The 25,135-nt window shown below is 54.5% G+C and carries 23 protein-coding genes and 1 pseudogene; 12 read left to right on the forward strand and 12 right to left on the reverse strand.

The window, feature by feature from the left end:
- Nucleotides 1-41: 41 nt before the first annotated feature.
- From HNR03_RS01535 to pcp, 7 genes are all read left to right on the forward strand, one after another.
- Nucleotides 42-1,745, forward strand: coding sequence for an ABC transporter ATP-binding protein/permease (locus HNR03_RS01535; RefSeq protein WP_259150287.1), 1,704 nt, complete (start codon nucleotides 42-44; stop codon nucleotides 1,743-1,745).
- Nucleotides 1,746-1,763: 18 nt separating this feature from the next.
- Complete coding sequence (locus HNR03_RS01540; protein ID WP_259150288.1) at nucleotides 1,764-3,020, forward strand: co-chaperone YbbN; 1,257 nt, start codon at nucleotides 1,764-1,766, stop codon at nucleotides 3,018-3,020.
- A 20-nt stretch (nucleotides 3,021-3,040) separates the two neighbouring features.
- On the forward strand, nucleotides 3,041-4,381 hold the full coding sequence (locus HNR03_RS01545) for a TldD/PmbA family protein (RefSeq protein WP_259150291.1): 1,341 nt from the start codon (nucleotides 3,041-3,043) through the stop codon (nucleotides 4,379-4,381).
- Between the two features lie 18 nt (nucleotides 4,382-4,399).
- Nucleotides 4,400-5,857: a metalloprotease TldD gene (gene tldD / locus HNR03_RS01550; protein WP_259150294.1), complete on the forward strand. Its 1,458-nt coding sequence runs from the start codon at nucleotides 4,400-4,402 to the stop codon at nucleotides 5,855-5,857.
- Between the two features lie 110 nt (nucleotides 5,858-5,967).
- Nucleotides 5,968-8,358 (forward strand): TonB-dependent siderophore receptor, encoded by a 2,391-nt coding sequence (locus tag HNR03_RS01555; RefSeq protein ID WP_259150295.1) that lies wholly within the window; start codon nucleotides 5,968-5,970, stop codon nucleotides 8,356-8,358.
- A gap of 236 nt (nucleotides 8,359-8,594) precedes the next feature.
- Complete coding sequence (locus HNR03_RS01560) at nucleotides 8,595-9,056, forward strand: Lrp/AsnC family transcriptional regulator (protein ID WP_259152063.1); 462 nt, start codon at nucleotides 8,595-8,597, stop codon at nucleotides 9,054-9,056.
- A gap of 22 nt (nucleotides 9,057-9,078) precedes the next feature.
- Complete coding sequence (gene pcp / locus HNR03_RS01565) at nucleotides 9,079-9,729, forward strand: pyroglutamyl-peptidase I (RefSeq protein WP_259150298.1); 651 nt, start codon at nucleotides 9,079-9,081, stop codon at nucleotides 9,727-9,729.
- A 216-nt stretch (nucleotides 9,730-9,945) separates the two neighbouring features.
- Here the strand turns inward: pcp and HNR03_RS01575 are convergent.
- Nucleotides 9,946-10,278: pseudogene (locus HNR03_RS01575) on the reverse strand (transposase); the annotation flags it as partial.
- A gap of 57 nt (nucleotides 10,279-10,335) precedes the next feature.
- Complete coding sequence (locus HNR03_RS01580) at nucleotides 10,336-10,734, reverse strand: helix-turn-helix domain-containing protein (RefSeq protein ID WP_259150301.1); 399 nt, start codon at nucleotides 10,732-10,734, stop codon at nucleotides 10,336-10,338.
- A gap of 226 nt (nucleotides 10,735-10,960) precedes the next feature.
- On the opposite strand from HNR03_RS01580, the gene HNR03_RS01585 reads away from it, so the two are divergent.
- Nucleotides 10,961-12,058: an NADH:flavin oxidoreductase gene (locus HNR03_RS01585; protein WP_259150306.1), complete on the forward strand. Its 1,098-nt coding sequence runs from the start codon at nucleotides 10,961-10,963 to the stop codon at nucleotides 12,056-12,058.
- 91 nt (nucleotides 12,059-12,149) lie between these two features.
- Entirely contained in the window at nucleotides 12,150-12,494 is a 345-nt protein-coding gene (locus HNR03_RS01590) for a transposase (RefSeq protein ID WP_405046033.1), read from the forward strand.
- A gap of 1,038 nt (nucleotides 12,495-13,532) precedes the next feature.
- Here the strand turns inward: HNR03_RS01590 and HNR03_RS01595 are convergent.
- The 9 genes from HNR03_RS01595 to HNR03_RS01635 all read right to left on the reverse strand — a co-directional run bounded on the left by HNR03_RS01595 (nucleotide 13,533) and on the right by HNR03_RS01635 (nucleotide 22,103).
- A complete protein-coding gene (locus HNR03_RS01595; protein ID WP_259150309.1) occupies nucleotides 13,533-14,600 on the reverse strand; it encodes an alkene reductase in 1,068 nt (355 codons plus the stop codon).
- A gap of 368 nt (nucleotides 14,601-14,968) precedes the next feature.
- Nucleotides 14,969-15,376 carry a helix-turn-helix domain-containing protein gene (locus HNR03_RS01600; protein WP_259150311.1) on the reverse strand — a complete coding sequence of 136 codons (408 nt, stop codon included), beginning with the start codon at nucleotides 15,374-15,376 and terminating at the stop codon, nucleotides 14,969-14,971.
- Between the two features lie 233 nt (nucleotides 15,377-15,609).
- Entirely contained in the window at nucleotides 15,610-16,434 is an 825-nt protein-coding gene (locus tag HNR03_RS01605) for a phosphate/phosphite/phosphonate ABC transporter substrate-binding protein (RefSeq protein WP_259150312.1), read from the reverse strand.
- Between the two features lie 34 nt (nucleotides 16,435-16,468).
- The gene (locus HNR03_RS01610; protein ID WP_259150316.1) at nucleotides 16,469-17,797 is read right to left on the reverse strand and encodes an LLM class flavin-dependent oxidoreductase; all 1,329 of its coding nucleotides are present in this window, start codon (nucleotides 17,795-17,797) and stop codon (nucleotides 16,469-16,471) included.
- A gap of 36 nt (nucleotides 17,798-17,833) precedes the next feature.
- Complete coding sequence (locus HNR03_RS01615; protein WP_098479602.1) at nucleotides 17,834-18,739, reverse strand: ABC transporter substrate-binding protein; 906 nt, start codon at nucleotides 18,737-18,739, stop codon at nucleotides 17,834-17,836.
- 49 nt (nucleotides 18,740-18,788) lie between these two features.
- The gene (locus HNR03_RS01620) at nucleotides 18,789-19,472 is read right to left on the reverse strand and encodes an ABC transporter permease (protein WP_259150317.1); all 684 of its coding nucleotides are present in this window, start codon (nucleotides 19,470-19,472) and stop codon (nucleotides 18,789-18,791) included.
- Nucleotides 19,472-20,101 carry an ABC transporter permease gene (locus HNR03_RS01625; RefSeq protein ID WP_259150318.1) on the reverse strand — a complete coding sequence of 210 codons (630 nt, stop codon included), beginning with the start codon at nucleotides 20,099-20,101 and terminating at the stop codon, nucleotides 19,472-19,474. The genes HNR03_RS01620 and HNR03_RS01625 overlap by 1 nt, the downstream gene beginning before the upstream one ends.
- Nucleotides 20,098-21,129 carry an ABC transporter ATP-binding protein gene (locus HNR03_RS01630; RefSeq protein WP_259150319.1) on the reverse strand — a complete coding sequence of 344 codons (1,032 nt, stop codon included), beginning with the start codon at nucleotides 21,127-21,129 and terminating at the stop codon, nucleotides 20,098-20,100. The genes HNR03_RS01625 and HNR03_RS01630 overlap by 4 nt, the downstream gene beginning before the upstream one ends.
- Nucleotides 21,130-21,158: 29 nt before the next feature.
- A complete protein-coding gene (locus HNR03_RS01635) occupies nucleotides 21,159-22,103 on the reverse strand; it encodes a fatty acid desaturase (protein WP_259150321.1) in 945 nt (314 codons plus the stop codon).
- A gap of 110 nt (nucleotides 22,104-22,213) precedes the next feature.
- Between HNR03_RS01635 and HNR03_RS01640 the strand changes: the two genes are divergently transcribed.
- The 3 genes from HNR03_RS01640 (at nucleotide 22,214) to HNR03_RS01650 (ending at nucleotide 23,727) form a co-directional block, all read left to right on the forward strand.
- On the forward strand, nucleotides 22,214-22,408 hold the full coding sequence (locus tag HNR03_RS01640; protein ID WP_259150323.1) for a hypothetical protein: 195 nt from the start codon (nucleotides 22,214-22,216) through the stop codon (nucleotides 22,406-22,408).
- A 298-nt stretch (nucleotides 22,409-22,706) separates the two neighbouring features.
- On the forward strand, nucleotides 22,707-22,841 hold the full coding sequence (locus HNR03_RS01645; RefSeq protein ID WP_259150324.1) for an OprD family porin: 135 nt from the start codon (nucleotides 22,707-22,709) through the stop codon (nucleotides 22,839-22,841).
- Between the two features lie 601 nt (nucleotides 22,842-23,442).
- Nucleotides 23,443-23,727 carry a hypothetical protein gene (locus tag HNR03_RS01650; protein WP_259150325.1) on the forward strand — a complete coding sequence of 95 codons (285 nt, stop codon included), beginning with the start codon at nucleotides 23,443-23,445 and terminating at the stop codon, nucleotides 23,725-23,727.
- Between the two features lie 599 nt (nucleotides 23,728-24,326).
- On the opposite strand, the gene HNR03_RS01655 is transcribed toward HNR03_RS01650, so the two are convergent.
- Complete coding sequence (locus HNR03_RS01655; RefSeq protein ID WP_259150326.1) at nucleotides 24,327-25,037, reverse strand: OmpW family protein; 711 nt, start codon at nucleotides 25,035-25,037, stop codon at nucleotides 24,327-24,329.
- Nucleotides 25,038-25,135: the final 98 nt, after the last annotated feature.

The raw sequence follows: 25,135 nt of genomic DNA on the forward strand, positions 1-25,135 counted from the left end.
TTGCACATATAGGGTAATTCCATTGAATCGGATTACCTTCAGTGAGCAACAACTCCCCTCCTGCAGCCAAACGCCCAAGCATTATTGGGTTGGTGATTCCGTATTGGCGTAGCATTGATCGCTGGAAGGCACTGGCATTACTTGCCGTCATCCTGACTATCAGCTTTACCACTATCTATGCCCACATCGCCCTTAACGATCTTCACGGCAAAAGCACCGATGCGCTGATAAAACTGGATTGGCCGGCAATCAAGCCGCTATTGCTGCTGACCTTTGGCTACGGCCTGATCACTGTGTTGCTACCAATAACTTCGACGATCCTCCTGGATTATTTGAAGCTTCGCTGGCGCACCTGGATGACTCGAGGACTCATAGAACAGTGGACCAGCGGCTTGGCGTACTACAAGCTGGAGCGCGATAGCCTGCTTAGCAACGCCGACCAGCGAATTGCCGAAGATACTCGTGAGTTCGTGGACAGCTCTCTCACACTGTTTATCAATGTGGTCACTGTAACCGTCAGTGTCATCTCCTACACCATGGTGCTCTGGTCGCTCTCCGGCACCTTGGAGTTCAAAGCCTTCGGCATGAACATGGCCATCCCTGGGTACATGGTATTTGCTGCTTATCTATATTCCATTACCCATCTGGCACTCACCCACTGGCTTGGCAAGCAACTGATCGGGCTCAACAATCATAAGCAAACGGTGGAAGCCGATTTTCGCTTCACTGGAATGCAGCTGCGCGAGAATGCAGAGCAGATTGCCTTCTATAAAGGTGGCACGCGTGAAGGCGAACGCTTGCAATCGCACTTTACGCGCGTACGTGAAAATACACTTCAAATCCTCGTCCGTACATTCAAGGTGATGTTCGGGCAAAGCACGTTCTCACACGCATTCAGCCTTCTGCCGACACTGCTCGCATTGCCACTTTTGCTGCAAGGAAAGATTACTTACGGCGACATGATCAAGCTCATCGGTGCATACACAATGCTTACCGGGAGCCTTGCTTTCTTCCAACAGGCCTACCAGCACTTCACTCAATGGATGGCTTGGACGAACCGTTTGAGAGATCTTCACTGGACCTTCAACAAGGCTCAGGCCCAACCAACCCATATTAGAGTCATCCAGAATGAGAGCATGGCACTGAGCTGCCGAGAACTCACTCTGCAGTCCCCAATGCACCATTCACTAGCGACCCTTCAGGACTGGCAGGTGAAGCCGGGTGAACGGTGGCTCATCCGCGGCCCCTCCGGTTGCGGCAAAAGCACATTGCTGCGCGCCTGTGCGGGCCTATGGCCTTATGGAGTGGGCACTATTGATTTTCCAGCCGGAGCGCATTCGATATTCCTACCGCAAAAGAGCTACATCCCTGATGGCTCTCTGAAGGCAGCGCTCTGCTATCCCGCTGAACCGGATAAGTTCACGGATGCTCAATGCAGCCAAGTACTGATCGATTGCCGTCTTGAAAAACGCGCTAGTTCCCTTACCGAAACCGATCGCTGGCAGCACGTGCTTTCAGGTGGCGAACAACAGCGTCTGGCAATCGGACGAGTATTGCTACACCGCCCCGACTTTATCTTTTTGGACGAAGCCACCAGCGCCCTCGATCCCGCGACTGAACAACATCTATACCAGACCCTGATCAAGCAGCTACCTGGCAGCGCGATCATCAGTGTCGCCCATCGCAAGTCTCTCGAAGACTTCCACGCCCATCATCTTGATCTTGCTCGCTCCGTCGACGCCTGATTTCTTTTGGAGATCCACATGCCACACACCACTGTTGCAGCCACCGAAGTATCGCTGAACGAATACCTTGCCAATACCGACCAGCCGATCCTTCTGGATCTTTGGGCGCCGTGGTGCGCTCCTTGCCGGGCGCTGGCGCCAACGCTGGAGCGACTGGCCGAAGAAGCGGGCGAGCTGCTGACGGTACTTAAGATCGACGTCGATGAGTTTCCCTCGGTACGTGAGCGGTATGGCGTTCGCGGCATTCCTACGATGATCCTGCTAAAGGGCGAGAAAGAGTTGGCTCGCTTATCCGGTACCCAGCCCCTGAGCAAACTCAAGCAGTGGCTTGGCGAAAACGGTGCTCCCATCGAAACTAGCGCGTCCTCCGTTGGGCAGACTCCGATGCGTTGGGGCGCATTCTATGGCGATGCTCAATTGCGCGACTTTCTCGTCACACGAATGAAGCAGCACGCCGATCAAGGCGATATCAGCATTTTGCGAGCACCGGCCTGGATGGACGGTAAAGGCACGTTCGCCGCGACCTTGGTACACAACGAAAACGTAGATGTGTTCGAGCGCGTCACAGGCCTGCCAGCCAATCTGGCACCGGCCTTTGACTTCGTGGGTGCCTGCAACGAGAAACAAGCCAGCGCCTTGCTCGACAACTTGCGCTTGAATGCAGATGTAAACCAGGTACCGGCCCAACTGCTGCAACATTGGCTAAGCGACGAGGCTCATCCATGGACTGATGTACTCGAAGAGTTGCCGCTCGATGAACTGCGCCGGCAGTGGATGACACTATGTAGCCGCGCAACGAGCAAACAACCTCCTACAGCGGTGGACTGGGAACAATTACGTGCTGCGGCCGGGGTACTGGAAAATTCATCGCAGGACGCATACCGCCAACTGCAGGGCACGCTCGCGCACCTGCTCGCCCAGGCTTCTCCCCTTCCCCCAAGCGGCGACGCATTGGCTTGGAGCGCGATATTCCAAACAGCCAGTTGGTGCAACTCCCATCTACTCATGAACGCGATGGGCTGGAGTAAGCAGGAACGTGCTACGCCTGGCCTTCGTAGCAAATGGTTCGAGTCCCATGAACGTGAACTCGGTGGCTTGAGCAAGGAACAGCTGCAAGCGCTTCGGGACCAATGGAATACGGAAAATGCTGAGTTTCTGATCAAGGAGCAGGCGTTCCACTCCCAATACCCGGAAAACGCAAAGAGCGCCAACAGTCGGCACACGGCAGTACTGGCCCAATTGCTCGCCAAAGCCCCGCTTTATCTACCGGCCTAATGCATAAACAGGATAGCCAGATGTCGTTTACCTTCGAACAGGCCAGGCTCGCTGCTGTGGCCGATCAGCTTTTAGGGCTGGCCAAAAAAGCCGGCGCTACAGACGCTAAAGTCCATTTATCCACTGGCCAGGGCCTGAGCATAAACATGCGCCAGGGCCGTCTTCGTGCGCGACGTGAAGAAGCGCACAACAGCGCCAATCTCATCGTCTACCGTGGCCAGTGCCAAGGTAGCACACAATCAACGGACTTTTCCGATGCCAGCCTGGCCGAAATGGTCAAGTCCGCGTGTGCTATTGCGACGCACACTGCGGCAGATCCCTGCGCCGGATTGGCGGACGCTGAGCTGATGTGTAGCGTTCCTCAGGACCTGCAGATCCATCACCCTTGGGATGTCACGACTGAGCAGGCCCAAATCATCGCCCAGCGTATTGAAGCGGGACTCGCCGACCTGGGTGACAATGTCGAAAGCGACAGCGCCACAGTCACAGCCTTCCAGATGCACAGCTTTCTCGCGAACAGCCGCGGGTTCGCCCACGGCTACGCTCAATCGCGCCACAGCCTCGGAGCTACCGCGCTGGCCGGCTCCACTAACAGCCGTCATTTGGGGTATTGGTCCAGTCAGGCTCGGTCCAGCGAATTGCTTGAGTCCCCGGAGCAGGTCGGCGCGAAGGCTGGCAACAAGGCCTTGGGCTATCTAAATCATGCTTCTTTGCAAACTGGCCACTACCGGGTGTTGTTCGATCCGCACATGGCTATCAGCTTGCTGAGCGACATCGCCACCGGCATCAGCGGGCGCGCGCTGTTCACCCAGAACAGCTATCTGCGAGATCGTGCGGGTACTCAAATCATGGCGGACCATTTGAGCTTGCGCGAAGACCCCTTCGTTCCAGGCGGCATGGCCAGCGCTCCATTTGATGACGATGGCATCTGTGGGCAGCAGCGCGCGGTTGTCGAAAACGGCAAGCTACAAGGCTACTTCCTGTCGGCATACGCTGGGCGGCGACTGGGCATGGCACCGACTGGCAATGCCAGCGGTCCCTATAACCTAAGCCTTAGCAGCGAGCACACGCGCGCTGACGACGACTTCAACGCGATGCTGGAGCGCCTAGGGGACGGCCTGCTTGTCACGCAACTCAACGGCGAAGGCACGCAACTCCTCAACGGCAACTACTCGCGCACCGCTAAAGGCTTCTGGGTCCAGAACGGCTTGATTGTGCATCCAGTCACTGGAATCACCATTGCTGGCAACCTCAACGACATGCTGTGCGATGTCATCGCCGTAGGCAACGACATCCATACCCAGGGCAGCTTCAGCAGCGGGTCCGTGCTCGTCTCGCAAATGCAGATCGGCGGACGATAAGCTGCCATGGAGAACCTCATGAACGAAACCAACATCACTGACAACCTTGAGCTCGCGAGTCAAAAGCTTCTGGTGCCCAATGGCATCGAGGTCAATGATCTGCGCAAGACACTCGACCAGGTGATGACACACCAGGTCGATTTTGCCGATCTGTACTTACAGTCGATTCGGCGCGAAAGCTGGTCCCTGGAAAACAGCCAGGTCAAGGCAGGCAGCTTCAGCGTCGACCAGGGCTTCGGCTTGCGCGCGAGCGAGCTCGACCAAACGGCCTTCGCTTACTCACAGCAAATCACCCACAAACGCCTGAGCAACGCCGCCGCGTCGGTGCGCAGTATTGCCGGCAAGGGCAGCAGCGCACGGATCGCCATGCCCGAGCAGCGGGTCATTACTCGTCCAAGCTATGGTGCACAGGATCCGCTATCGGCATCCTCGGCGCCCGCCAACATCGGGATACTCGAGCAGGTGGAGCGTTACGCTCGCAGTGCCGACCCTCGAGTAACCCATGTGTCGGCGACACTGGAGCTCACACATGAGGTCATGATGGTGATGCGTCATGATGGCCGACTGGCCGCCGATGTCCGGCCGTTGGTTCTGTTGTTCGTGCGGGTCATCGTGCAACAGAACGGTAAGCGCGAGACCGCCACTGGTGGGCTGGGTGGACGAAACGGTTTCTGCCATTTTGAAGCCGATAAGCTGCAGACCGAAGTCACCCGCATCACCAACTCCGCACTCACGAACCTGGAGGCTGTTCAAGCGCCTTCCGGCGAGCTGCCTGTCGTACTGGCGAGCGGATGGCCAGGGATGTTGCTCCATGAAGCCATGGGACACGGCTTCGAGGGCGACTTCAACCGCATCGGTAGCTCGGTCTATTCATCAAAGATGGGCGAGGCAGTGGCAGCATCCGGCGTCACCATCTATGACGATGCCACCGTCCAAGGCGCCAGAGGTTCGCTTAACATCGATGACGAAGGCGAACCTGGCCAACGTACTGCGCTGATCGAAAATGGCGTGCTGCGAAACTACATGCAGGACGACCTGAATGCTCGACTGATGAAGCAAAGCTCTACGGGTAACGGTCGTCGGCAATCGTACGCGCACCTACCTATGCCTCGTATGACCAACACCTTCATGGAACCGGGTAAGTATGCAGCCGAAGAGATCATCGCTTCGGTCAAGCGAGGCGTGTATCTCGAAGACCTGGGCAGCGGCGAAGTAGACATTGTCAGTGGTCAGTTTTGCTTCCAGAGCGCGCTGGCCTGGCTTATCGAGGACGGCAAACTTACCGCGCCTATCCGCGGTGCGACGCTGACCGGAAGTGGACCGGAAACGCTTCGTCAGATCAGCATGGTCGGCAACGATCTACGCCTGGATCGCGGCCTTGCCATGTGCGGTAAAGCAGGCCAGCGCGTACCTGTCAGCGTTGGCCAACCTACGCTCAAAATCGATAACCTGCTAGTCGGCGGCACGGCTCAATGAATTCATAAAAACTCGTAACGCCACTGTCACTTTTCAATTCTGATTGCACTTTAGTAACAACTGCACAGAAGGCAGGACAATTTTTTGTTGTTCATCGGGGGATATGAAGAATGGGGAATACAACAGGTTTCAAGCGTTTTAAACCTTTGCCGCTGGCACTGGGTATATCACTGGGTTTGCCTAGCATTGGTTATACCGAAGTATCTACCGCTGCACCTGCACCCTCCAATATCACCCAGCAGAGCTCTTACAATTTGCCTGCCGGCCCGCTGCAAAACACGTTGTCGCTAATCAGCCGCCAGAGCGGTCTGGACATTCAGGTTAATGTCGTCAATATTGCCGACTACAGCGCGCCAGCTATCAAGGGTAATTTGAGTGCTGGCCAGGCCGTCGCTGCGGCAATCGCCGATACATCGCTGCAATCGTTCATTGGTGCCAACGGCAATCTGATCGTCATGTCGCCTACCCCGGTCGCGGCTGCTCATGGCAACTCCACCGACACCGTGCTTCCTTCCATTTCGGTAGAAGGAGCGCCCATTGCCGAGGAGTACGCAGCAACCGCATCGAGCAGTGCCACACGGACCAATACAGCGCTGCAAGAAACACCGCAGTCGATCAAGACCATCACTCGTAAAGTCATTGAAGATCGCCAGACCACTAGCGTCGAAGACGCCCTACGTAATGCAGCCGGCGTAGTTGCGCAAGTAGGAAACCGGGGCACTACCACTTACTTCATTCGTGGATACGAGGTCACACAGACTTCTACGGATGGCGTCGGCGCACCCGAGACGCGATTCGGCATGCTGCTGCCCACTACTCCGATCGATGGCGTTGAAAATGTTGAGGTCATCAAGGGCCCCGCAGCGGTCATGGCAGGTAGCTCATCACCAGGGGGCACAATCAACCTCGTGCGCAAGGCACCGGTAACAGATCCGCTGCATGTGGTTCGTCAAGAAGTTACCGATCGTGGTGAATTCAAGACTGCTGTGGACCTGGGTGGCGCTTTGACGGATGACAAAGCATGGAGCTACCGGTTGAACTACGCGCGTCTGCGGTCTAGTGAAACCTATCCAGATTATCAAGGCTCACGTGGCGACTTTGTCGCACCAGTCATTGCCTGGAAAGGCGACTCGACTCGCATCAAGGTCGGCGCGGAGTTCAACGATACACGCTCTGCACAAAATCTCGCCGGTACCTTTTTCAATACTACGACAGGAAAGATGGTGGATCTGTCTAAACCTCGCCTCGGAGATAAGGACGACCATATTTCCAGCGTAACCAAGACTGGGTATTACGAACTGAACCAGGACCTCATGGATGGTTGGACCTTCAACAGCAAAGCGACCTACTCCGATGCCTCCCTGAGCTTCCAAATTTATCAAACTTACGACATTAGCGCCGATGGCAGCATGGTAGTAAGCCCATTTTCATCGACCACTACTTCGCGGTATTGGAGCACTCAGAACGATGTCAGGGGCACCTTCAACACCGGCCCGCTGAAGCACGAACTACTGATCGGAGTTGACTACCAGCATAGCAACTTCACGCAATACCAGCGTCCCGGCAGCCCATTCGTCGGTGGTAATGCATACGATGCAGACAGTCAGGACTACGCTGCAATCTCATCCGCAAACGCGAAAACCATCGACGGCAGAACCATCCAGCGCGGCCTGATCATCCAGGACCAAATCACCATTCTCGAGAAACTGCACCTGCTCTTTGCAGGCAAAGAATCCCAATGGATATCGCAAACGCGTGTGGTAGGTGCGGAACCCTCGGGGTTCAATCAAAAGAAATGGGTGCCCAACTATGGCATCGCCTATGATCTGACCGACGAGATCACCGCGTATGCGAATTTGCTCAACGGTTTCAGCGGTTCAGCAAACTTCGATATCAGTGGCAACTCGTTGGCGCCAAGCGAAAGCCGGGCGAAAGAAGTGGGGCTGAAATTCAGCCTGCTCGATGACCGTCTGACCATGACCACCGCAGTGTTTGACATTGAGCAAACCAACGTTCCTGTCGCCAACCAAACTGGCCAGTATCTCGGGACAGAGGGACGCAAGAGCAAAGGTTTCGATTTCGATCTCAACGGTCAAATAAAGCCGGGGTGGGACGTGACATTCAGCTATACCTATTCGAAGTTCAAAGACCCAGCAATGGTAAATGGCCGCGTCAACCGCATCACAGGGCAACCGAAAAACTCTGCCAACCTGTGGACATCCTACCAACTTCAGGAAGGAGCACTGAAAGGCTTTGGGGCAGGTGTAGGCGTTACGGCTCAGAGCGACTCGTGGAACGGATATCGGACCAGCAGTTACTTTAATAATCCAGGCCATGCGCAAACGGATGCATCGGTGTTCTATAAGCAAAAGGATTGGTCGCTGACACTGGGTGTCAAAAACGTCTTTAATCGCGATATCTATTCTTATAGCACCTCTCCCGATTGGGTAAACCAGAAAGAAGGACGCACTACTCGCCTGACTGCGGTGTATAGTTTCTAAAAAACAAGCACAACGTTTTTAAATCTGAATCGGCCATGTACAGTATTAGTTTTCAATCCTTAGCACCTGCAACTCGAGTGCAATCAGTAGGCACTGCTACGTGGCCGAATCAAAAATGCCCTTAACGCTGACTAAGTGCGTTTGTTATTTTTTCAAACTGCCGATTTTATCCGCCCCCGGGTCACATTATTGGTTACAGGATCAATGCGCCCATGGCTAATACCGCGGCACTACATCTGGACAAGTTCGATCGAGCGATTCTTGAGACTCTCCAGCACGATTGCAGCGTGGCGATCGGTACCATTGCCGAAAGCATTGGCTTGGGCAACACCGCGTGTTGGCGGCGTATCCAGAAACTGGAAGAAGATGGCATATTGGGCAAGCGAGTGGCCCTGCTAGACCGAGAGAAACTCAATGTCGGGGTAACGGTGTTTGTCTCGATCAAGACCAACCAGCATTCGGCCGAGTGGCTCGAGTCCTTTAACACGGGCGTCGCATCAATTGCCGAAATCACCGAACTTTACAGGATGGCCGGCGACACCGACTACCTGCTAAAGATGGTCGTACCCGACATCAAAGGCTACGACAAAGTCTATAAGCAACTCATTCAAATTCCGGGCCTGTTAGACATCAGCTCAAGCTTCGCCATGGAGCAGATCAAGTACACCACTTCACTGCCCCTGCGCTATGCAGGGTGATCTCACCGACTCAGGAGCCTCCATGCATAAGATCGTCCTCATCGCTGGTTTCGAGCCTTTCGGGGGCGAAACGATCAACCCGGCATGGGAAGCCGTTAAGGACATGGATGGTCTAGAGGTGATGCCCGGTTACCATGTGGTCACCGCGATGCTGCCATGTGTCTTTGACAAGGTGTGCCATGTACTCATCGACGCTATTCGCGGCGTTCAACCCGACATAGTCATTGCTGTCGGTCAGGCCGGGGGGCGTTCGGACATATCGTTGGAGCGGATCGCCATCAATGTCGATGACGCCAGAATACCGGATAACCTTGGTCAGCAGCCCATCGATAGGCCAGTGGACGAGACAGGCCCGGCGGCCTATTTTTCAACACTGCCGATCAAGGCAATGATGCTTGCGCTGCGTGAGGAAGGCATACCCGCCAGCATCTCGAACTCTGCTGGCACATTTGTTTGTAACCACGCTTTCTACAGCTTGATGCATTCGTTGCGCGGACGTCCTGACGTTCGTGCTGGATTTATCCATATCCCATACTTGCCCCAACAAGCCGCACGATTTCCCGGTACGCCGAGCATGTCGGATGAACAGGTGGCAGCGGCCGTGCTCACCGCCATTAGGTCTGCAGCCACCACCGAGGTTGACCTGCAAGTGCCGGGGGGAGCTTTGCACTAACTCCCCCTCCTCGCTGCATGAACTTAGCTGGGCCATTTCCATAGAGGCTGATCAAGCACACTGTCCTAGGCTCTGCAAGAAAAATATTGTCGCAAACAGCGCACGGCACCGGACAATGAGACCATCGCCGCAAAACTTGTTGCGAGCTTGTCGAAGCGAGGTATGCGTCCGGGCATCACGCCTTGCGTCATAGAGCGAAACATCCCCCCTTAGCACCTAGGTTCTGTACGAAAAGAGATGTCGCAAACACCGCCTGGCACAAGCCAGCGAGACCATAGCGACATAACTGTTCGCGAGCTTGTCGAAGCGCGTCACGATCCGGCGGTTCTCTTTCAGGTTCAGGCAGCCAAACATGCGCTCGATGATGTTGCGCTGTCGGTACTTGGGCCGATCAAACAGTCTTGGTAAGCCAGGCTTGGATCTGTGTTCCATCGAGCGCAGCGGGATGACAGGTTGCATTCGATATTGGTCGCAGTAGCGGCGTAGTGCTTCGGCGTCGTAGCCTTTGTCGGCAACCAACCATTTACAGTGTTTACGCGGGCGGCCACGTAACGCCTTACCATGACAGGATTCCTTTCCGTAGAGGGCTGGAAACTTTACAAAATTTCAGCTTTCGAGGATGCCGATTGGGTTTCTCGGGATTTCATACAGAGCCTGGCGAGCATCATATGCACTCTGGGCAGCTTCGACCTCCGACGCATGGCGCTCTGTCCAGTCAAGAAGAGCAGAGAACGGTCCGCTGAGCGTCTTACCGAGAGGCGTCACCCGGTATTCCACAGCTACTGGTGACGTCGTCTTGACGACGCGTTCCAAGATGCCGTTGCGCTCAAGCCGCCTTAAAGCCTGCGTCAAAGCCTTCTGAGAGATCCCGGGAATACTGCGCTTGAGAAGATTGAAACGCAGCGGTTCCTGACAGATTTGCGACAGGATCAAAATAGACCATTTGTCGGCGATTTGATCGAGAAGCAGTCGATTCCCCAAATCCGATTTCTTAGCGTCCAGCATGCGGTTCCCTCATGTATACCTAGGCGACTTCTAGTGCCTAATTGACACTAGGTTTCGATCATATACCATTTCTTGCGTATCAACATACAAGTCAGTTCTTTAGCTTCTTGCAGACGGATTGACATGGCTGAAGTGATCGAGAAGCCCCCTGAAAAATCGCGACGCGATATCAACCAACATGCTCTCCTCTGCAAAACGTGCACTGCTCAATTAGGAAATAAACCACATGATTTATGAAGCATTGTTCGAACCTTTTTCAATCAACAAACTCGTTATCCCCAATCGCTTTGTCATGGCACCCATGACGCGCCTTTTTGCCAAAGACGGCATTATTCCTCCTGAGACCGGAGCCTATTATCGCAAGCGTGCGGAAGGAGGCGTAGGTTTGATTCTGACGGAACTCAGCGTTGTCGATCGTGAGGCTTCCCACGGCGACCCAGCAATGCCCCGGCTAAATTCAGAGGCTTCGTTCGACGCCTGGCGCCGGGTCGCCGACGATGTCCATGCGGCGAATGGTCGGATCGGCCTTCAGATCGGTCATCTCGGAGCCAATCCAAATCCGATAACTGGCTGGTTGCCGGAAGGTCGGATCGACAGCGTCTCCGGATTCGATAATTCTGGGAATCCGCTGGGCGAGCCGATGCGCGACTCTGACATTGCCGACACCATCGCCGCCTTTGCGAATGCTGCGGCGGAGGCACAACGCATAGGCTTCGACACTGTTGAGATTCATGCGGCGCACGGCCATCTTATCGACCAGTTCGCTTGGGCGTTCACAAATCGTCGCAGTGATGCATGGGGCGGCAGTATGAGTGGACGCGCACGATTTGGTGCCGAAATTGTTCGTGCCGTACGCGAAGCGACCGGCCCTGATTTTCCGATCATCATGCGACTGTCGCAATGGAAGATCGGGCATTATGAGGCGAAAGTGGCAGCGACACCTGCCGAACTCGAAGCGTGGGTAGCACCGCTCGTCGATGCCGGAGTCGATGCTCTGCACGGATCGCAACGCCGCTATTGGGAACCGGAATTTGAAGGTTCCGATCTCAACTTTGCTGGATGGTTGAAAAAGCTAAGCGGCAAGCCTTCGATCACTGTGGGATCGGTAGGCCTGTCCGGCGAATTTATGGCTGCATATGCCGGCGAGAGCGCAGAGCCGAGATCTATTGACGGACTCTACGAACGAATGGTGCGCGGCGAGTTCGACATGGTCGCGGTAGGTCGAGCTCTGCTTGGCGATCCTGATTGGGTAGAGAAGGTGCGGGATGGGCGTATTGATGAATTGCGCGCCTTTGACCCTCATGCGTTCAAAACATTGGCTTAGGCTCTGTATGAAAGACAAAGAGACCTAATCGGCATCCTCGGAAGCTGAAATTTTGTAAAGTTTCCAGCCCTCTACGGAAAGGAATTCTGTGATGGCAAGGCGTTACGAACTCTCGGACGAGGCCTGGGCTGTGGTTGCTGATATCTTCATCGAAACCCATGGCCGGGGGCGGCCCCGCCTGAGCGACCGGCTGATGCTCGATGGCGTGCTCTGGGTGCTTTGCTCGGGCCTGCGTGGCGAGATATGCCGGAGAGCTTTGGCCCAGGGTCAACGGTTTCGAGGTTGGCGAAACCAAGGGTCATTTGATCAGATGCTCAAACGCTTGCACCTGAGATTAAATGACCAAGGCTTGATCGATTTGAAAACCTGGATGATCGACTCAACCGCGGTACGCGCAACCCGAGCCTCTTCCGACGCCGGGGAAAAAGGGGGCTGACGAGTTGACAACGATTACAAGCCACCCTTCCAGATGGTAGGCGATAACAAAACCGTTTGATTTCCCCATACACATTTAAGTATTGAAGGATGAAGTCAACATGATCGGCTGCGCCAGCAGCCGATCATACGTACCAATCAGCGAATGGTAATCACCTCTTTGGCCTATGCATACCTTTAGTGCCGATGACATTGAAGCTCTTCCCTCGAGCACGCCCAGAGAAGTAAGGTCTCTCTTTTTTAGTCAGAGGTTCGGCTCTAGATCCGACCGACCTCAGAAAAGCGAGAGCGGATAATTGATAATCAAACGGTTCTCATTGAAACAGTTGGCTGGCCAAAGCTCACTAAAAAATGAACGCGCTTGCAGAATAAGACTGCGTTTGCCAGGACGAACAGGATCACCACAGGCTGACGTGAAGATCACAAGCATGGGCGTAACTGAATTACTGAAAAGGGCTTCGCCAGAATCATGTAACTCCGCTGAACGATCTTGCCCGCGAAACCGGCGAACACTTACGGTTGGCGGAGTTTGCAGATGATCATCTGACCTGGTTCCGCAAACTACGAAAAATACCAAACGTACTTGTTAACTAACCCGGAAACGAGGTTAAGCCTTTCTTCGGTCCGAGCTAAAACCCGGCGGCCGCGGCAATGAAGAGGTCGAATGAACGGAACGTGAGTGATCGCGCGGCATAGGAAGCCACGGTCAGTTGCTGAAGACCCTCCACAATTCCAAGCGATTTATTGAGGAGGTACCAGATCAGCTTGTTGCTGGTCGCCGGATAGATCAAAGGAATGAGCTGAGGCGGGAAAAACCGCAAAAATTTCTGCCATGTAACCTGCGCTATTGAACGTGATGGTACCCGCATAGCCGCGTATGAATCGACTAAGACCACATCCCTGGTCCCGAGCGGCGTCTACATCAAACGGAGGATCGCCCAAGTAAAAGCGCCGTGCCCAGAAGGCACGGCGCGTGATGGAGCGAACCGGTTAAGCTCAACACCTGAACTTCACGTTACTACGCTCCGATTGGGATGAATCAGGCCATCGCCGGATAGTCTATATAACCTTCTTCTGCGCCGCTGTAGTACTTGGAAGCATCCGCTGCCGCCAATGGCGCGTCTTGGCGCAAGCGTTCAGGCAGGTCAGGATTACTGATGAACAGCGTGCCAAATGTGACCGCATCAGCCAGGCCACTTTCCAGCACCTGCTCCGCAGACTTGCGGTCGTAGCCAACATTCAACACGAAAATCCCTGAGAATCGCTCGCGGGCCCCCGGCGCTAGAGGTTTAACGCCTTCCGGCAGGGTCGACGGTTCCATGAAATGCAGAATACCAACGTGTTTCTTTTCCAGCGCTTGCACCGCGTACATGTAGGTCTGCTCGAGATTAGAGTCGCCCATGTCGTTGTACGGAATGCGCGGCGACAGCCTGACCGAGACACGTTCCGGCCCGAAGATCTTTATCGCGGCGTCAGTAGCCTCAAGCAGGAACCTTGCCCGCTTCTCAACGGTGCCGCCATACTCATCGGTTCGTTTGTTTGATCCATCTTCGAGAAACTGCGCCGGCAGGTAACCATTTGCACCGTGCACCTCAACGCCATCAAAACCCGCATCCTTTGCAGCCTGCGCAGCCTTTTCATAATCTGCGATGGTGGCCTTGATTTCATCAAGGGTCATTTCCCGTGGGGTCACAGAAGGCTTGATGCCTTCTGGCGTGAATGCTTGGCTATTGAACGGGACGGCCGATGGCGCCACCGGCAGTTCTCCACTATGGAAGTCCGGGTGAGATGCCCTTCCCGTATGCCAAAGTTGCGCAAAAATCAAACCACCCGCTTCATGAACTGCCCGGGTTACCTTTTTCCACCCCGCAATTTGCTCGGGAGTATAGATTCCTGGGGTATTCGTCCAACCGACCGCCTGGGCGCTGATCTGGGTGCCTTCCGTGAAAATCAGTCCTGCTGATGCACGCTGCGCGTAATACGTTGCGGTCAATTCGTTGGCGACCTGATCCTTGGATCGACCTCTGGTCATTGGCGCCATAAAGACTCGATTCTTGAAGTTAAGCTCTTTATTGCTCAAGGGGGTCAACAGCTTCAGGTTTTCCATATGCTCTCCATCTATAGCGTTTATTGATGTCCAGCGCGCGCTCAATGTTTAGTCAGGCGCGGATTCACCCAAAAGGTGCTTCCTGTCGTATGAACAATTGGCGGACTGCAGCTCGCCGGCAAGCGCAACGAAACAGAGTGAAGGCTCGGCGCGCTTGCCTCGACAGTGAGGACTATGAAGATGGTATATGGAATAAACCTGGTGTCTATTAGGCACCTTGTGTCGCCCTAGTAGGTTCGAGGAAACCTACTGCCTGAGAACATTCATTGGCGCTGGGCGGTTGAACCATCGATAGAGGGTCTTGCGCATATGAGTAGCGGTAGCACTTCGAACATACAATGGCCGATCCACGACAGTGGACGCCGCGCTCATGACATCGAGTTAAGCAGCCTACCCTCCGGACTCCCCGCGCTGCTGGCGGCGTCGAACGTTCGCCGGGCCGCATCGACCTCGGGCAGCTTGGCGACAGTCCACTCGTGCAGTGCCCGAAAAGGCGCTTGTAGCGTGCGGCCCAACGGCGTGATCTGATACTGCACCGCGACCGGCGAGAGCGAAATGACCTCTCGCGAGACCAAGCCATTGCGTTCCAGCTTGCGCAGGCATTGGGTAAGCGCTTTTTGGGTCACGCCTTGCAACCGGCGACGGATCGCGTTGAAGCGTTGCGGACCGCCATCAAGCACCGCCAGCACCATCATCGACCACTTATCAGCAATCTGGTCGAATAAGGCCCGGCTAGGACAGTCGGACGAAAAGCAGAGCGGTTCGATTTCAAGCATGGCGGTTTCCTTACAGGTATTCAGACGATCTAGGCGCTTACGAATACTAAGTTTACAAGGTACACCACCAATGTCTAATGAGCTTGCCTGCCAGCGTCGACAGCGTGCTGCGGCGGGTCGGAATTCGAACCTGACTACGAACCATACCCACCAGCAGCAATACAGCGGATCTTGCCGGAGGGCATGGTCGGCACCCGGGGCGGCAGAATCGAACGGAAGAAATCAACAGTCATCTACAAGACCACTTCAGAGCGACGTAAAAAAGCGGGCGTATCAGTCCTTACTAAGGGCGAAAGAAACGAAAAGCCGCGATTGGCCGCATTGCACTCATATTCCAGGAGACACTCATAGTCAGCCTCACTGGCGGGCAGGACTTCCTTGATCGCCAGGTCACGGGACACCTCAGGAAGCTGCCCCAAGGCATCGTTCATTGCGTTCCTGATTGAAACGGCGTCCTGACCAATCGAGGTGATGTAAGGCAGGCAAGGACTGCGCACACTTCGTGTCAGGATCCTGAGGCCTTCGATCTCGGCACTGTTATCTCTCACAAGATAGTCGTAGGTGACACTGTCGACGGACGCCAAATCACCCTCGCCCTCTCTCAGCCTTCGCATGCTCTCCCTGTGGGATCCGGTGAAGGTGAGTTTCGAGAAGAAACCTCGGTCGCTGATCCCGGCCAGCGTGTGGCGCAATAAATTCATTCCAGAGTTGGAATCCGCTGCATTGATCAGGCCATGGCTGCCCTGGAAACCTGCCAGGTCAGTCACGGCCGAATCAGCTCTGCAGAGCAGCAAACTGCAATGGCCCCCTCCCGAGCTATGGGTAAGCTCATAGCTCGGGCGCCCTACCAGCCTCACCTTTCCCCGCAGCGACGTAACGAATGGATAGCCGCAGGTCTGGGATAACAACAGATCCGGGGAAAGCCGATGCGCCGCGAGTTCAACAATCTGTTTTTGCCCACGGTGCTCGCCGAGAATCGCCAGGATGCGCTCAAGCCAGGCGTCCTGTGCGTGTAAAACCCTGGCGGGAGCGAGGTACATGGATAGATCGCTGGTCATATGAAATCCATTCAGAGGGCTCGATTGACGCTGATCACAGCAGGAAACGGTTGGCCGGCGTCTTCAAGCCCAAGCGATCCCTCAGCGTCCCCGGTTCATATTCCTGTCGGAACACCCCTCTGGCCTGCAGCAGAGGCACCACGCCACGGGTGAATGTTTCGAAGTCAGTGGGTAAAAACGGAAACATGAGGTTGTAGCCATCGACGGCATTCGATTCGTATAACGCTGAAAGCTTGTCGGCAATATGCTCCGCCGTTCCGATCAGCAGCCAGGTACTGGAGCTCTTGACCAACCGGCGCCCTATTTCGCGAATGGACAAGGAGGTGTCGTACTGCTTGAGCAGGGCCAGCTCGGTTCGAATGCCATCAAACTCAGACTCATCCGGCAATGCCGGCAATGGGCTGTCCGGCGATAGCCCTGTCAAGTCCAGACGGGTGTAGCTGGAGACCAGATCAATCGCCACGGCATCGATAATGAGGCTGTCCTCAAGTTGCCGACGTCGCCCCTCCTCAGTCTCATCCTCGAGCACCACCGGAAGCACACCGGTGATGATTTTCAGATCACTGGAGTGCCTGCCCTTCAACTCGAGTCGGCGATTCAAATCGGCCCTGTACGCCAAGCCCTCTTCGATCGAATTGATAAAACAGAAGTGCACGTCCGCATGTGCGGCGGCCAGATTCTTGCCGGCTTCAGAAGACCCCGCCTGAGCGAGGACCGGGTGGCCCTGGGGTGGACGCGGCACGTTGAGCGGCCCACGTACGTTGAAATGTGCGCCTTTGTGATTGATCGGGTGAATTTTCGATGGGTCGGCAAAGTCGCCGGTGCCCTTGTCAAATTCAAGCGCCCCCTCCTCCCAGGAATCCCAAAGCTGCTTGACGACATGGATGAACTCCTCGGCCCGCAGATAACGATCGCCGTGTTTCGTCAGGCCTGACAAGCCGAAATTCGAAGCCTCCTCTTCCAGCCAGGACGTCACGATATTCCAGCTGGCTCGCCCTGCACTGAGGTAGTCCAGCGAAGCAAAATAGCGCGCGAGGTTGAAGGGCTCGTTATAGGAAGTCGAAGCCGTGCCCATCAGCCCGATGTGCTCGGTAACCGCAGCCAGTGCGGACAACAGCGTAATCGGTTCAAGGCGCGCGTTGGCATAGTGCCTCAACCCACTGGCGACGGAATCCCAGACAGCGACGTGATCCGCAATGAAAACCGCGTCAAATTTCGCCGCCTCGGCCGCCTGCACCAGTCTTGCGTAGTAACCCAGCGTGAATATCTCTTGGGTCGGCGACAGCGGGTGGCGCCAGGAAAAACGATGATCGCCCTGGGGGTTAAAAAAGAACAAATTCAAAATCATACTTTTATTCGACATAACGCCTCCGCGACCTTACCCACGTCGCATTGATTTTCACTGGGCCGTCTTGACGGTATGTTCGGCAACCCACTGCGCCGCGACTTTCGCAGGGTCCTTGTGATCGATATCAACCAGGCGATTGAGTTGCTTGAGGTCGTCATCGGTCAGCTTTGCAGAAACCTCGTTAAGCACCTGGGTGACTTCCGGGGTCAGCAACGCCTTGCGCCCCAATGGCGTGATGTTTTGCAGGGGCTGTTGGTGCTTGTCGTCCTCGAGGACAACCCAAGGCTCTTTCGCCAGGATGCCTTGCGTGGAGACCACCGTGGCCACGTCGATAGCGCCGGAGTTCAACGCCAGCCGCGACAAGGGCCCGCCCATGTCCAGCGACTTGACGCTCTTGAAGTTGATGCCGTAGACCGCCTTCAACCCGGGCAGGCCTAACGCAGCCGTGGCGACTTCGGGAGGCCCGCCCAGGGTGAAATCACCCGAGACGGGCGCCAGGTCGGACAAGGTGCGCAGGTTGTACTTTTCTGCGGTCTTTTGGGTGACGGCCCAGGCGGTAATGGAGCCTGCGGACGAAGGCTCAAGCAACTGGAGGTCCGCCGGCAACTTCTGTTGCAAAGCGCTGAGGATCTCCTTTTGGGTGGTCAGGGCGGTCTTGTCGTCATAGAAACTCAACAGTGACCCCAGGTATTCGGGTACGACGTCTATATCGCCGTTTTCCAGGGCCTGGGCGATGATCTGGCGGTTGCCCAGATTGAGTCGGGTCTTGACGTCTATCCCTTGATTTTTCAGGGCTGACGCATAGATGTTGGCGAGAATCGTCTGCTCGGAAAAATTGGCCCCTCCAATGGTGATGGACTGAGCGCTGGCCAACGCGCTGCCCACCAGCAAGCCTAGCCCCAGCAGCAATGAAACCGAGTGCGCTGATCGAGCCTTCGAACGTTGTTTGTTTTTCATGTGGGTTTGCACCTCTGCAGAGTTAATACACACTTTCAAATGCCTCAGGTCATGTAGCGCTTAGTTCGATTTTCCCCGCGCGCCATTTTCTAACCATGAATGTTTCTATCATTGAACAAACCCACTCACTGGCAATCGCCAGTGCCGACACTATCAGTGCGCCGCCAATAATTTGCGGCGTATCATTTCGGCCCAGTCCATCAATCAGAAACCTGCCCAGCCCGCCGAAGCCGGCATACGCGGCGATGGTGGCCGTGGCGATAAGTTGCACCAGGGCTGAGCGGAATCCAGAAAAGATCAGCGGAAAAGCCAACGGCAACTCGAGCTGGAAAAACATCTGCCCTCTGCGCATGCCCATCGATCTGGCAGCCTGCTTCAGGGATGAATCCACCTGATCGATGCCAACATAGGTATTGGTTAATATCGGCGGGATGCTCATGGTCACCAACGCGATAATCACCGTGCTGGTTTCATAGCCAATAAGCATGATTGCAAGTATCACAATACCCAGGGACGGTAATGCTCGCCCAATATTGAACAGCCCTATCGCCACCTGCGCGCCTTTGCGGTAGTTAGCCAGCAGTACGCCAAGCGGCAACGCTATTGCGCAAGCAATGGCCAGGCTCAAGGACACATAATAAATATGCTCTGCCAGCCGAGTCAGTATGCCGTTTTCACCCAACCAATTATCAGGAAGAGAAAACCAAAGATAGACACCCACGAACATGTTCATCAGCGCACCCAAGGCACCAGCCATTTATTGATTGAATAAAACAGAAAATCAAAACATAACGCCAACATCACCGTCAGGACCAGGCTGACCGCCACAGGGGTAGTGAAACTTTGAGCCAGCCCGGTAATGAACAGCTGGCCCAGTCCACCTTGTCCAATCAAGGCAGTAACAGTCACCAGTCCTACCAAAGTAACCGAGGTGGTTCGTAAGCCTGCCAATAACGCAGGCAGCGCCAGTGGAAGTTCAACCCCGAGGAATCTCTGCATGCGCGTATACCCGAGCGCACGGGCTTCCTCCAATACGTCCGCAGGGTTACTCGCAAGCCCCGCCAAGGTGTTCTGTAACACGATAAGCAAGGAATACAGGCTCAAACCAATGACCGCCGTGGTCTTGGATAAACCGGTAAAAGGCATTATCAAAATAAACAGTGCCAGGGACGGAATGGTAAAAAGTATGCCGCAGACATAAATCATCGGCCGCGCCAGACCTGGCTGGCACAACGTCAAGAGCACCATTGCGCCCGCTAATAGCATCCCTATACACAGGCCCAAGGTCACCAACTGAATATGATCAACTAACAGCTGACCGATCTGCTGCCCGTTTTCAACGATCCAGGACCAGTCAATCATTGCGCACTTCCGAAGCGGCGCTCATTGAGTGCGCTGTGAAGGCTAGCAATCGAGAGGCAACCTTGGTAACCGCCGGCCTCGTCCACGCGAACAACCACACCGATAGGCGCCGTTAGAATTTTAACCAGGGCGTGATGCAATGAGTCGTTACTCGACACCGTAGTCAGCTCCGGAACAGGCACGTCCGATTCACTGACCCACTTCAACGGGTTGGACTTGTCATCCAGTATAAGTTTGAATTCACAGCTGACCTCATCCGCCGGAAGATCAGAAACCTTCATCAGCGAAAGCCTTTTTAACAGCGGATCTTTGCCGATAAAGTTCTTCACAAACTCGCTGGCAGGATGGGCAAGGATGTTGTGAGGGGTATCGAACTGAACAAGTTTCCCTTCGCCCTCGAAGATGGCAATCCGATCACCAATCTTGATGGCCTCCTCCATATCATGGGTCACCAGGATAATGGTTTTATGCAGACGTCGCTGAAGCGCAACCAGTTCATCCTGCAGTCGCTCGCGTATCACCGGATCAAGCGCGGCAAAGGGTTCGTCCATCAATACAACCGGTGGGTCCGAGGCCAATGCCCTTGCCAGGGCGACACGACTTTGCTGCCCGCCCGACAGCTGATTAGGGTAGCGGTCCAGAAATTCCGGCTGAAGCCCAACCAGGGAGATGAGCTCGCTCACGCGCTGGCGGATTTTATGTTTGCTCCAGCCCAGGAGTCGCGGTACTGCGCCAATATTTTCGGCAACCGTCTGGTGGGGAAATAAGGCCGCGCTCTGCATCATGAACCCAATACCACGGCGTAACGTAACGACGTCAAGCTCATCGGTTGCCACGCCGTTGACAAAGATGCGGCCACTGTCCTGGGTATCCAGCCTGTTGATCATGCGCAAAATGGTGGTTTTGCCACACCCACTAGGCCCGACAAATACACAGATCTCACCCTCCCGGACGTGAAGCGTTAAATCGCTCACGGCAGTTCGCGGGCTGCCTTTATGAGTTTTCTTTATGGCTTCAAAACGTATCATTTTCCGACGCTCAGATTAGCTTGCATATTTCAGTGCTCAGCAGGATGGCGAGGACAATCCACGGGACTGACCAGATGTTTCTGCAATAACTGGAAGTAGCCATGAATGACATAGCCATTGTTTCGCGCGATCCATTGTTCCCGCTTGGCTCTATACACCCTGGGTAAGTAAAACCAGGGCAAACCAGGAAGATCGTGATGAACCAGGTGAAGATTGAGGTTGAGAAACAGCCAACTCAACAGCCCCGACGATTCATTGATAACCGTGCGGTGTTCCGGAAGCGTTGACGGACGATGTTCGTAAAACGACCTGACCATGGCAATCGACAAGGCCGGCAGCGAAACCAGGAATAGGTACTGTATGGCACTGATGGCGCTGTATTGCTCAACCAAAGCCAGCACTATGCCAACACTGAATATATGAGCGGCCCACATCCGCCAAGCGATTCGACCGGTGTGAAACAGACCTCCAATCTCGCCACCCACAAGGGTGATCACCGCCAACGGCGCACCCATAAGCAAACGACCACCCACGGTCTTGTTTACCCATAACAACGTTCTGATATAGCGAGGCGAGCGCAACCAAACAGCACCAGTGACATAACGACTTTCCGGATCTTGGCCCGGCACCGTCAACGCCTCGTCGTGGTGATGCGCCAAATGGGTGTTCCTATAGATGTCGTAGGGGTACCATACGGCAAATGGCAGAAATCCCAAGGCTTTATTGATGCCAGCCCAACGCGTTGGATGACCGTGGATAAGCTCATGCTGAATCGACATCCACAGCACAACCAGTGGAATCAACAGGACAAGGCTGAGTACTTCGCCAAGTACACTCCCACAAAAAATAATAAACGCCCAAGCCAGATAGAACCCGACTAACAAAAGCCAGGTGGGCCATTCGGTTTTACTAGTTACGGTAGTGCTCAGCTTGACGATTTCCGCTCGATGAGCGTCATCCAAATAGTTTGGCATTGTTGTCAGTCACGATAGATCTTGCTCGGAACGGGCGCCCAATCACTCACACTTCAAGCTGCAACCCCATAAACCGGGATTACCTGAAGATGTTTGGCTGGATTAACCGTATGGAAGTACCCAACAACGACGATTCACATGGCGTAGAGAAGAAACGCCAAGCCTTCGCTGATTGCACTGCAGGCTTCGCTGTTAGCCTGACAAGGGAGAGGTTTGCCGGTAACGGAGGGAACGGCACTGGAGGAAAAAGAACGGGTGCGGATATTGTCGGCATGAGAAATCGCGACATGGGCGCCGTCATGTGACAGAGCTTCAAGGCTGATTTGGAAGATTCGGGCGCCGGACATAGTCGTACCATAATAATAAGGCTGAACATATCCGGTGGTCCGGTGACAGCAAGGTAGCACGGTGAACCATATGATCAAGGAATATATTTCGCTATGCTTATTCTTTAAAATAATAAAAATTAGCGTATATCCACTTATGCCAGCGAGTCTTTCTCCTTTCTCATTGGCGCGCTCACTCACCTCCGATTACTGATCGCCACACGGCCTACGGGCTGTTGGGACTGGCGCCGAAACCATAGAAGATACACCGTTCGCCATGATCACCGACGTGATACCTATCTGTTCGGCGAGTCGCTGCTCAGCGACTTTACCCGCGCCCCAGGAGCGGGTGTGGATTGCACGCTATGACTTCGACTTTGCCACCACAGGATTGCCTGGCCTCAGGGCTTGAAGTACGCCAAAGGGCAAGAGGTGGACGCGCCCCTTCTGAGCTCAGCCCAAGCCGCCCGCTTGCGAGTGGCAGGACAGGACGGCAAGAAATGAGAGCATGTGACCGATATCACCCGCACCATCCAGAGTAGGCCGCTCAGAAATGTATCAGCGCAGTGGTGCAACTCAACCAATCGATCGACGTACGCTGATAGCGCCAACGAAAACTGTTTGACTTTCTGGTACACATTTAAGTTTTGACGGGTATCGTCAATCGATGGTCGGCTGCACCAGCAACCGAACAATCGTTCCATTCAATGGATATTAAGAGGCGTATACTCACAAAAACGCCCTGCAGAATCGCACCGCGATGCGCTCGGTATATCTACGACACTACAGGACTACCCCGGCTTTCCATTAGGTCCGTTCGCTGTACGCTGCGATCAACGTCTTACAGCTCCAGCGCTTTCTAAGCCTGAGGTACAGCTCTGGATGCGGTCGCTTCAAAAAAGCACCCTAATTTCGATAACGAAATTCGATACCCGCGATTAATTAAGGCCAATAGCTACTAGCGACACTCACTTGTACAGTCAAACCAGATCGGCTGACAGAGGAGCGCACGCATGGATAGCCAGTACGAGATTCATTTCGTCCGCTCAGGACACAAAGAGGTACTTCGTGTATCGCGTCGTCACATGTCTGAACCTGAGGCATGGAAAATTGCGCTCTTGCAGGCAGGTGCTTGTTACGGCGACATCGCGCAACTGCCTACGCATGAAAGCATCATAGCGCTGGCCAAACGATTTTCTATCTCGGGGGTGCGATGGAACAAAGCCAGCCATACCATCTCATTTGCAGAACGCTCCTCCCTGATATCAGTAAAACTCTGTAGAACAGAGAGGAGTTGATGTCGATGCTATGTACCGTAAGAGTAGCCAACATCTCATCTGCCGGGTTGATCGCGCGAAAGATCAGGTAACGCTTGGTTGGATGGAGCGCCGGGTTTGATTTGAAATAACCATCCCCCCAAGCCGACGTTGTGTAGAGGCTCAAACACCACCATAGGCACAGGCCGCTCCCCCTTCCACCTGTCGGTGTCACCGCACGTGCACAGGTTCGCTGCTTGCCTAGCGAAAAACGCTGCCGGATACTTTGACACGAACGCCTGCAATTCAGTGCCTTAGTCGCTAGCAGGCATAGCGGTGAAAGTGTAGTTCGCAGCAGCAGAGTTTGTGATTCAGCTTCTTGCCCTCGATGCAACAGCCGCTGTCGACCTTGGTCGCTACGGTCTGCATCTACGGTGACTGTAGCCTGCGTCGGAAACGCTAGTCCACGCCCGCCAACCTCAGGAGCAAACGGGAAGATGTTGAGGCCAGCTTACGCAATTACGTCGAACCGGTCTCGAGGGACTTCGGCGTGTTGTCCAGCCGGTTTGCCACCGGCCGGGTAACATCGTCAGGGAGCAGTCTAACTTCTTGTGCAATATCGCCAATCAAGTCAATAACAATCAGAAATGGTATTCGAGCCCGGTATGAATAATCAACGGATCGAGATCGAACGAAGCGGACACGGCCTGACCGCCCAGAGCGGGAATGTTTCCACTGGCCTTTGTTTTTATGAATAACTTACGAGCGTCCACAAAGAACGACCAGTTCTTTTGGAGTGGCACAGTGAAACCGGCCTGTAAGACCGAGCCCCATGTGTTATCCACCTTCAGGCTGTCGACGTCCCCATCTTTTGAGCTAAACACGTAGACATATGTCAGGCCAGCCCCGATATAAGGTGAAATACTGCCTTTGGGGTTGAACTTGTAAACGGCACTGAGGATGGCTGGGCCATACCGAACCTCACCGAGCGTTCCTGATAGCGGCGGCCGCGCTGCATTGAGAGATCCCGCCGTGGTCAGCTTAGTTTTTGGTGGAATACCAAAAGCAAAGTGCGTACTCCAGTTGTCGGTGAATTCATAACCGATGTCGAACGCAAGCGAGTAATTGTCCTTGACGTTCACATCGGCGCCCGGTATCGACGCCCCTCCCAATTTGACTTTCGCTGACTCATCCCAAAGAACACTTGCTGGGCCAACTCGCAAGACCCAAGGACTGTCCTCCGCAGCAGCTTTACCTACCATGAACACTCCAAGTAGCAGGAGCCAGGTAGCAATCCAAAATGCATTTTTTTGTCCTGTTTTCATCAAAGAGCGAGGCGAGTCGAAGGTCATTTTATATCTCTCTTATCGTTATAGATGAAAAGAATCAAGTTAAGGTTCTTACTTAGCATTGCGTCGCCGTATGCCTGCCGGTTGATAAGTTCAAAAAC

The sequence above is a fragment of the Pseudomonas sp. JAI111 genome (genome assembly GCF_024809425.1).
Lineage (GTDB): Bacteria > Pseudomonadota > Gammaproteobacteria > Pseudomonadales > Pseudomonadaceae > Aquipseudomonas.

What these genes read in the sequence shown, in the direction of transcription:
- HNR03_RS01540 (WP_259150288.1), top strand. Translation starts at nt 1,764, where the DNA reads ATGCCACACACCACTGTTGCAGCCACCGAAGTATCGCTGAACGAATAC.
- HNR03_RS01545 (WP_259150291.1), top strand. Translation starts at nt 3,041, where the DNA reads ATGTCGTTTACCTTCGAACAGGCCAGGCTCGCTGCTGTGGCCGATCAG.
- tldD (WP_259150294.1), top strand. Translation starts at nt 4,400, where the DNA reads ATGAACGAAACCAACATCACTGACAACCTTGAGCTCGCGAGTCAAAAG.
- HNR03_RS01555 (WP_259150295.1), top strand. Translation starts at nt 5,968, where the DNA reads ATGGGGAATACAACAGGTTTCAAGCGTTTTAAACCTTTGCCGCTGGCA.
- pcp (WP_259150298.1), top strand. Translation starts at nt 9,079, where the DNA reads ATGCATAAGATCGTCCTCATCGCTGGTTTCGAGCCTTTCGGGGGCGAA.
- HNR03_RS01580 (WP_259150301.1), bottom strand. Translation starts at nt 10,734, where the DNA reads ATGCTGGACGCTAAGAAATCGGATTTGGGGAATCGACTGCTTCTCGAT.
- HNR03_RS01585 (WP_259150306.1), top strand. Translation starts at nt 10,961, where the DNA reads ATGATTTATGAAGCATTGTTCGAACCTTTTTCAATCAACAAACTCGTT.
- HNR03_RS01590 (WP_405046033.1), top strand. Translation starts at nt 12,150, where the DNA reads ATGGCAAGGCGTTACGAACTCTCGGACGAGGCCTGGGCTGTGGTTGCT.
- HNR03_RS01595 (WP_259150309.1), bottom strand. Translation starts at nt 14,600, where the DNA reads ATGGAAAACCTGAAGCTGTTGACCCCCTTGAGCAATAAAGAGCTTAAC.
- HNR03_RS01600 (WP_259150311.1), bottom strand. Translation starts at nt 15,376, where the DNA reads ATGCTTGAAATCGAACCGCTCTGCTTTTCGTCCGACTGTCCTAGCCGG.
- HNR03_RS01605 (WP_259150312.1), bottom strand. Translation starts at nt 16,434, where the DNA reads ATGACCAGCGATCTATCCATGTACCTCGCTCCCGCCAGGGTTTTACAC.
- HNR03_RS01610 (WP_259150316.1), bottom strand. Translation starts at nt 17,797, where the DNA reads ATGTCGAATAAAAGTATGATTTTGAATTTGTTCTTTTTTAACCCCCAG.
- HNR03_RS01615 (WP_098479602.1), bottom strand. Translation starts at nt 18,739, where the DNA reads ATGAAAAACAAACAACGTTCGAAGGCTCGATCAGCGCACTCGGTTTCA.
- HNR03_RS01620 (WP_259150317.1), bottom strand. Translation starts at nt 19,472, where the DNA reads ATGAACATGTTCGTGGGTGTCTATCTTTGGTTTTCTCTTCCTGATAAT.
- HNR03_RS01625 (WP_259150318.1), bottom strand. Translation starts at nt 20,101, where the DNA reads ATGATTGACTGGTCCTGGATCGTTGAAAACGGGCAGCAGATCGGTCAG.
- HNR03_RS01630 (WP_259150319.1), bottom strand. Translation starts at nt 21,129, where the DNA reads ATGATACGTTTTGAAGCCATAAAGAAAACTCATAAAGGCAGCCCGCGA.
- HNR03_RS01635 (WP_259150321.1), bottom strand. Translation starts at nt 22,103, where the DNA reads ATGCCAAACTATTTGGATGACGCTCATCGAGCGGAAATCGTCAAGCTG.
- HNR03_RS01640 (WP_259150323.1), top strand. Translation starts at nt 22,214, where the DNA reads ATGGAAGTACCCAACAACGACGATTCACATGGCGTAGAGAAGAAACGC.
- HNR03_RS01645 (WP_259150324.1), top strand. Translation starts at nt 22,707, where the DNA reads ATGATCACCGACGTGATACCTATCTGTTCGGCGAGTCGCTGCTCAGCG.
- HNR03_RS01650 (WP_259150325.1), top strand. Translation starts at nt 23,443, where the DNA reads ATGGATAGCCAGTACGAGATTCATTTCGTCCGCTCAGGACACAAAGAG.
- HNR03_RS01655 (WP_259150326.1), bottom strand. Translation starts at nt 25,037, where the DNA reads ATGACCTTCGACTCGCCTCGCTCTTTGATGAAAACAGGACAAAAAAAT.